The organism is Blastococcus mobilis (assembly GCF_900188025.1).
Lineage (GTDB): Bacteria > Actinomycetota > Actinomycetes > Mycobacteriales > Geodermatophilaceae > Blastococcus_B > Blastococcus_B mobilis.
Genome location: NZ_FZNO01000006.1, coordinates 192,079 through 198,496 on the forward strand (window position 1 = coordinate 192,079; position 6,418 = coordinate 198,496).

The 6,418-nt window shown below is 71.8% G+C and carries 8 protein-coding genes; 7 read left to right on the forward strand and 1 reads right to left on the reverse strand.

What is annotated here, in order from left to right; all coding sequences use genetic code 11:
* Nucleotides 1-5 precede the first annotated feature (5 nt).
* The 5 genes from flgL to CHB94_RS07725 all read left to right on the forward strand — a co-directional run bounded on the left by flgL (nucleotide 6) and on the right by CHB94_RS07725 (nucleotide 3,594).
* Nucleotides 6-890, forward strand: a complete 885-nt coding sequence (gene flgL / locus CHB94_RS07705; RefSeq protein WP_089335985.1) for a flagellar hook-associated protein FlgL — start codon at nucleotides 6-8, stop codon at nucleotides 888-890.
* Nucleotides 890-1,378, forward strand: coding sequence for a flagellar assembly protein FliW (gene fliW / locus CHB94_RS07710; RefSeq protein ID WP_089335986.1), 489 nt, complete (start codon nucleotides 890-892; stop codon nucleotides 1,376-1,378). Before flgL ends, fliW begins: the two co-directional genes overlap by 1 nt.
* 92 nt (nucleotides 1,379-1,470) lie before the next feature.
* Entirely contained in the window at nucleotides 1,471-1,746 is a 276-nt protein-coding gene (gene csrA / locus CHB94_RS26935; RefSeq protein WP_089335987.1) for a carbon storage regulator CsrA, read from the forward strand.
* 199 nt (nucleotides 1,747-1,945) lie between these two features.
* Nucleotides 1,946-2,425, forward strand: a complete 480-nt coding sequence (locus CHB94_RS07720; protein WP_089335988.1) for a hypothetical protein — start codon at nucleotides 1,946-1,948, stop codon at nucleotides 2,423-2,425.
* 65 nt (nucleotides 2,426-2,490) lie between these two features.
* A complete protein-coding gene (locus CHB94_RS07725) occupies nucleotides 2,491-3,594 on the forward strand; it encodes a sigma-70 family RNA polymerase sigma factor (RefSeq protein ID WP_089335989.1) in 1,104 nt (367 codons plus the stop codon).
* Between the two features lie 34 nt (nucleotides 3,595-3,628).
* Here CHB94_RS07725 and CHB94_RS07730 read toward each other — a convergent pair whose 3' ends face one another.
* The gene (locus CHB94_RS07730; protein WP_089335990.1) at nucleotides 3,629-4,909 is read right to left on the reverse strand and encodes a YncE family protein; all 1,281 of its coding nucleotides are present in this window, start codon (nucleotides 4,907-4,909) and stop codon (nucleotides 3,629-3,631) included.
* Nucleotides 4,910-5,133: 224 nt separating this feature from the next.
* Between CHB94_RS07730 and CHB94_RS07735 the strand changes: the two genes are divergently transcribed.
* Complete coding sequence (locus tag CHB94_RS07735) at nucleotides 5,134-5,481, forward strand: hypothetical protein (protein WP_089335991.1); 348 nt, start codon at nucleotides 5,134-5,136, stop codon at nucleotides 5,479-5,481.
* Nucleotides 5,478-6,239 (forward strand): hypothetical protein, encoded by a 762-nt coding sequence (locus CHB94_RS07740; protein ID WP_089335992.1) that lies wholly within the window; start codon nucleotides 5,478-5,480, stop codon nucleotides 6,237-6,239. Before CHB94_RS07735 ends, CHB94_RS07740 begins: the two co-directional genes overlap by 4 nt.
* The last annotated feature ends 179 nt before the right edge of the window (nucleotides 6,240-6,418 follow it).

Genomic DNA, 6,418 nt, shown 5'->3' on the forward strand with positions numbered 1-6,418 from the left:
TCTGAATGCGGATCACCCAGCGCGCCGTGGCGCTCACCAGCCTCCAGGGCCTCAACCGGAATCTCGACGCCGTCGGCAAGCTGCAGCAGCAGCTCACTTCCGGTCGGCTCATCAACGCGCCGTCGGACTCGCCGACCGGCACCAACCGGGCGATGCAGACCCGGTCGGACCAGGCTGCCGTGGCGCAGTACTCCCGGAACGTCGCCGACGCCGCGAGCTGGCTCGGGCAGACCGACTCCACGCTGCAGAACATGCTGGACACGGTCCGCCGCGTCCGTGACCTGACCGTCCAGGGGGCCAGCACGGGATCCATGGACGACGTGAGCCGCCAGGCCATCGCCGTGGAGGTCGCGTCGCTGCGGGACGGGCTGCTCGGTCTGGCCAACACCACGAACCAGGGGCGACCCCTGTTCGGTGGCATCACCACCGGCAACAACGCCTACGACCCCGTCTCGGGCGCGTTCACCGGCATGGCGGGCACACCGGTCACCCGGCGCGTGTCCGACACCGACGCCGTGCGGGTGGACATCACCGGGCCCGAGGCGTTCGGCCCCCCGGGCAATGACCTGTTCGCCCTCGTCGGGCAGATCGCCCAGGACCTCGTGACGGCCCCGGCGGGGCTCACCGGCCGCATCGGCGACCTGGACGCGGTCATGGACCGCATGAAGGCGGCCCTCGCCGACGTGGGCTCACGGGCCGCGCGCATCGAGCGCGAGGAGCAGATCCTCACCGATCGGGCGATGAACCTCGAGTCGATGCTGGCCGAGACCGAGAACATCGACCTGCCGAACACCATCATGCGGCTGAACATGCAGCAGGTGGGCTACGAGGCGGCCCTGTCGGCGACGGCCAAGGCGATCTCGCCGACGCTACTGGACTACCTGCGCTGATGGTGTCCCTCCAGGTCCGCGAACGCTCGGCCGGGAGCACCCGGCCCGGGACGTCGTCCTCCGCCGCGCCCGCGAGGACGCCGGCGGAGGTTCCGGCGCCGGTCGGGGTGCTGGCCCTGTCCCTGACCGAGCCACTCCCCGGGTTTCCCGCCCACCGCGACTACGTGCTCGTCCCCGCCGAGGACGGCGGCCGGTTGTTCTGGCTGCAGTCGGTCGCTCCGGACGGTCCCCGGTTCCTGGCGGTCCCGGCGGCGGCGTACTTCCCCGACTACGCCCCGACCGTGCCCGGTGCCGCGTGCAGGGAGCTCGGTGTCGCCGACCCCCGCGAGGCCCGCCTCTTCTGCCTGGTCACCGTGCCGGACGGCGACGCAGCCGCGGCCACCGCCAACCTCCGGGCTCCCGTGGTCGTGAACCCGGCCACCCACCAGGCACGTCAGGTCGTCCTCCCGGACAGCGTTCACCCGATCAGGAGGTCACTGCGCCGATAACTCCCTCGGCGGCTGTGCGATCGTGCAGCCGCACCGCCCGCCGGTCGGGCACCGCCAAGGACGGCCAACCACACACCCATGGAGGGGTACCCGTGCTCACACTCACCCGCAGCGTCGGCGAGACGATCCGCATCGGCGATGACATCGAGGTCCACGTCATCGAAGTGCGGGGCGGCACCGTCCGGCTCGGTTTCAAGGCCCCCCGCGAGGTCGCCATCCATCGCGAGGAGGTCTATCGGCAGATCGCCGAGGCCAACCTGCTCGCCGCCCAGGTGACCGCCGACACCCTCGGTGCGCTGGCCGCGTTCGCGCCGTCGGCCGGCGCTACGGAGACGGTGGCCGCGCGGCCGGACGGGGCGACCGGCTGACAGATTCCACGGTGTGGCCGCAGCGTCTTTGGCAGACGCTGCCGACGCGGCTCGACGTCCGCCGCGCAAGATGGACGACACAGGCAACTTCTGCCGAAGTATTGCCTTGCTACTGCGCATGACACGGCGAGTGTTGTCCCGTCCGTTGCGGAGGCCATAGGGCAGATTTCCCTCAAGCACGTGACAGGGGGCAATCAGCATGGAACTCAACGCAATCAACGCGCAGGGTCTGGGACCGGACGAGACGGAGTCCGTGGTCGTCCACGTCCAGCTCCGGCCGCGCCGTGGCGCGACCCGCAAGTGCCTGGCCGCGCTGGCCACGCTGGCCGCCGAGCACGACGCGGTCTCCTTCGCGGTGACCGGGCTGAGCAAGGACGATCGCGTCGTCCGGGTGACCGTCGGTGTGGACCTCGGCCCCCGGACCGCCGTGGCCAAGTTCTCGCCGCAGGCTCAGGCCGCCTATGCATTCGTCAGTGCCGTCTTCGCCTCGCTGTACGAGCACATGCCGGTGTACACCGCCGAGCCCGGTGCGGCCGAGCGCGCCGCCGCGGCGGTCCTCATGGAGCGGGCCTCGGCCGGGGCCTCCGCCGCCGACGTCGTCGAGGGCCTGCCCACGACGCCGGCGTCCCCCATTCCCTCGCCCCGCATGCCCGGACCGGGGGAACGCATCCCCGCCTGACGCCCGAGGGATTTCTGGTCCCTCGACCCCTGCGACCTTCCTTCCCCGTAGTGCCAGGAGTACCGGTGTCCGATCACGCCCCCGTCCCGACAACCACCACCACCGACACCCGCGGTCGGGCCCGCCAGCCGCTCGTGTTCGGCGGCATCCCGGAGGCCGAGGGGTGGGCGCTGGCGCCCATCACCCCGCGCGACCGCGTGCACTTCCGCGTCGACCACGAGCTGCCCCTCCAGGAGCTCCGCAGGGACCTCCCCGACGGCGTGAGCGTCAGCTACGACCAGGGTGACGGCCTGTACCGCGTCGACGGTGCGTGTGGCTCGGCCGCCGTGCTCGCCGACTGGATCCGCGCCTGGGCGGCCCGGCACGGTTCGACCACGATCGGACTCCGCGCCGAGACCGACGTCCGTCGCCGGGCCCCGCGGGACCTGCCGGCCGATTTCCTCAACGACCTCTGCCGCCACTACGGGCCGGTCAGCCTCAAGCGCCTGCAGCGGAACATGAGCACGATCCGCCTGCACCTGCCCGACCCGGACGACCTCGGGCAGCAGGTCTACGAGTGGGTGCTGAAGGGGGTCAGCCAGTACGACGAGACCAAGGGCGTTCCGTTCGGGGCCTTCCTGGCCACCCAGCTGTCCAAGTGGGTGCACGACCTGGGCCGCAACGCGCACGGCCGGACCGCCGCGGACACCGAGCACAAGCAGCAGAAGGCGGTCTCTGCGTTCCTCGCCGAGCACCAGCGCCGGCCCAGCGAGAAGGAGCTGGCGGCGTTCATGGGCCAGAGCGTGGCCACATTGCGCCGCAACTCCCAGACGGTGGCGACGCTCAACGGGTTGCGCAACCTGCAGTCCCTGGACGGTGGCCCGGACGCGACCGAGATCCTGCTGCCGGACTCCTCCGAGGCTCCGGACGAGATCATGGGGGAGGCGGAGCAGACCCTGCTCTCGCACGCCCTGACCGCCGCCTGTGCCCCGGACCCGAACGCCCGGCGGGATCAGCGGGCCGGCCAGCCCAACGTCCTGGGCTGGGCCACCTGGTACCTGACCACCTGGGGCGGCCAGACCAAGACCCAGCTCTCCCAGGACCTCAACACGTCGGTGCGGAACATGAACGTCTACGCCGACCGGGTGGAGCAGGCTCTCAAGACCCGGCTCGCCGAGCTCGCCGACTGAGCCACCAGATCTGCACTGTGCAGATCTCGCGGCGTCAGCGACCCCAGCTGCGCAGCACGTCGCGGGCGACGACGCCCTCGCGCACGCGCTGCGGGTGGTTCCCCACCGGCACGGTGGCCACCGGCTCGGCGGTGGCGTAGTCGATCACGACGACCTCGTCCTCGCCGCTGACCGAGACCCAGCACTGCTCACCGGTCGGCCCGTTGGTCGACCAGTAGGGCTTGGCGCCGACGTCGACGATCTCATGTCGGAGCGTCGTACGGTCCACGATCGCGGCGTAGTCCGACATCGTGCCCGCGGCGCAGAGCGTCGTCCCGGCCCCGTTCATGGCCAGGCCGTGGTGGGCGGAGTCGAGCACGTACTGCTCGCGGGGTAGGCCGTTCGTCCGATCGGGGAGCGGGACCACCCGGCGGACGGCGCCGACCGACGGCTCTCCGTCGTAGGTCGCGCTCGGGTCGGCGTCCAGGGCCTGGGTGTCGAACTCGACGAAGCCGTGGAAGAACGACACCTGCAGGTAGACGTACCGCTCGTCCGGCGCGACGGCCATGGGCCGCACGGCGGAACTCATGTTCGGATGGCCCGCCTCGGCGAGCTCCTTGCCCATGTCCCACCGGGACTCGATGCCCATGTCGCTGTTCCGGACGATCTGGAAGACCCGCTGGCCCTTGGTGGTGTCGAAGGCGGGCTGGTCCGTGGGCGTGTAGACCGTGCCGATGCTGGCGTGGAAGATCCGCTCGCCGTCGGCGGTGTAGTTGTTCTCGTGCGGGGTGTCCCCACTGGCGAACTCGCGCAGCTCGGCGCCGGTGCGGATGTCCAGTTCGTGCACCTTGTTGGCCGTGGAGTCGCTGACCAGCAGCCGTTCGCCGTCCGGCGAGACGCCCATGTGGTCGGCGCGGTAACCCTCCATCGGGAAGCGCCACCGGATCGCGCCGGTGGCCAGGTCGATGCCGACCACGTCGGCGAAGCTGGGCCGGCTGACCGCCAGCAGCCGCCCGTCATGGGTGGTGAACATGTCATCGGTGTACTGGGCGTTGCCCTCACCGACCCCGGCCCGGATGGCGAGATAGAACGCGAGCTTGTCCGGCTGCGTGAGGATCTCGGTCATGCGGGCGCCCCGATCGGGAATGGTGTCGATCGTGCGGAGGGGCCGGTAGGTCCGCGCGTCGACGACGGTCGCAGACCCTTCCCAGTTGTTGCCGACGAACATCACCTCGCGCACGGCGGAGCCGGGGACGCCCTGTGCCGCGGTGGCGCCGGTCGGAACGACGCCCGTCGCGAGCGCAACGGCGAGAGCGGCAACGGTGACACGGCGCATCGAGAGGGCCTCCCGGCTATCGGCTTCGGAATGGCAACGCGCCGGTCACGGCACGGTTACGCACGCGTGGCACGTCCATGGGAAGGGAAATCTGGCTGGACGGGTCCATCAGGGCCCGACGCTGCCGATATCCACCTCGTGACGCCTCGTCCCTGCACCCGTCGCCGCGGCGGCGCGGTGCTGCGCGGCGCCGGGCGGAGTCGCGCACTGCGGGACCGCTCGGCATGAGCGCGCTGCCTGCCGGCGATCCCGGCCTCGAGGTGCTCGTCCCGCACTGGCTGGCCGCCGGTCAGCGGACCGAGCTGGCCGCGACCGTGCGCCAGGCCCTGGCCAGCCGGTCGGTGCATCCGCTGGCCGCCATCCACCTCGAGGACGTCCTCACCGAGCTGCACGTCGCTGCCGCCCGCGATGCCGTCTGGCCCGCATCTGCGGCCCGGGTCCGCCGGGCGACCGGCTGGGATGCGGACGTGCTCCCGGTGCGGCTGAGCGCCGCCGAGCTGGCCAGCGTCCTGGCCCTGGCCGAGCTGCCCTCCGCGATCCGTGACCTGCTCCGCGGTGGTGCACGCGCATGATCGACACCTGCTTCGGCAGTTCGGCCGGTCTGCTGCGGCGGCTGCGACCTGCCCGCGTCGAGGTCCAGGACCTGCGCGAGGTGGCCGGCACGGTGCTGCCCGCCCTCACCACCGGCGGTCTGCGCCTCCGGCTCGTCCAGCGCTCCGGCGCCGGCTCCCAGGTCGTCCTCGAGGAGGACGAACGGCGGCTGAGCGTCCACCTGAGCGAACTCGCCGACGACATGACGCATGCCGGGGTGGTCCCGACGCGCGAGGGGATCGCCGCCGCGCTGACCTCCTGGGTGGCGCACCGGCCGGTGACCGATGCCGCGGCGGCCGCCGCCGGGATCGCCGTCCTCGACTGGTCCGATCGCAGCGAGACCGCGCTCGGCTGGCGGGTCGTCGTCCGACGTGGTGACCGGGCCCTGCCGTGGACGCCGTCCGACAGCGCGGACACGGCCATGGTCCACCGCATCCGGTCCTCGGCCACTGGCCGCGCCCACCACGTCTCCCTCAACCTGCGGGTCGAGGGACCGGTCGCGCTGTGGTCGCACCCGGTCGTCCCCGTGCTGGCCGGTGCGGCGTTGGTCGCGCCGGAACGGATGCTCGAGCGAATCATGGCCGCCGGCCTGCCGATGCCGGACATGCACGTCGTGGTCACGCCGCGACGGCCGGTCGCCTGTGCGGGCCCGGCGGTCGCCGCCCGGCTGGCGGGCGAGATCACCGAGGCCGGCGTCACCCTGCCCTGGCGTCGGCTGGCCGACCTGCCCTGGATCTGAGAAAGGACCCCTGGAAGGACCCCGTCCCCCTCACCGCTCTCAGAACGTGTCTCGGAACCCGGGTCACCGGGCCAGGCGTCGGGTCATCGTCATGATCATCGCGATGTAGACCATCGCTTCGGCGTGCTCGGGCAGGGTCTCGTAGTCGCGCACGCATCGGCGGTGTTTGCTGATCCAGG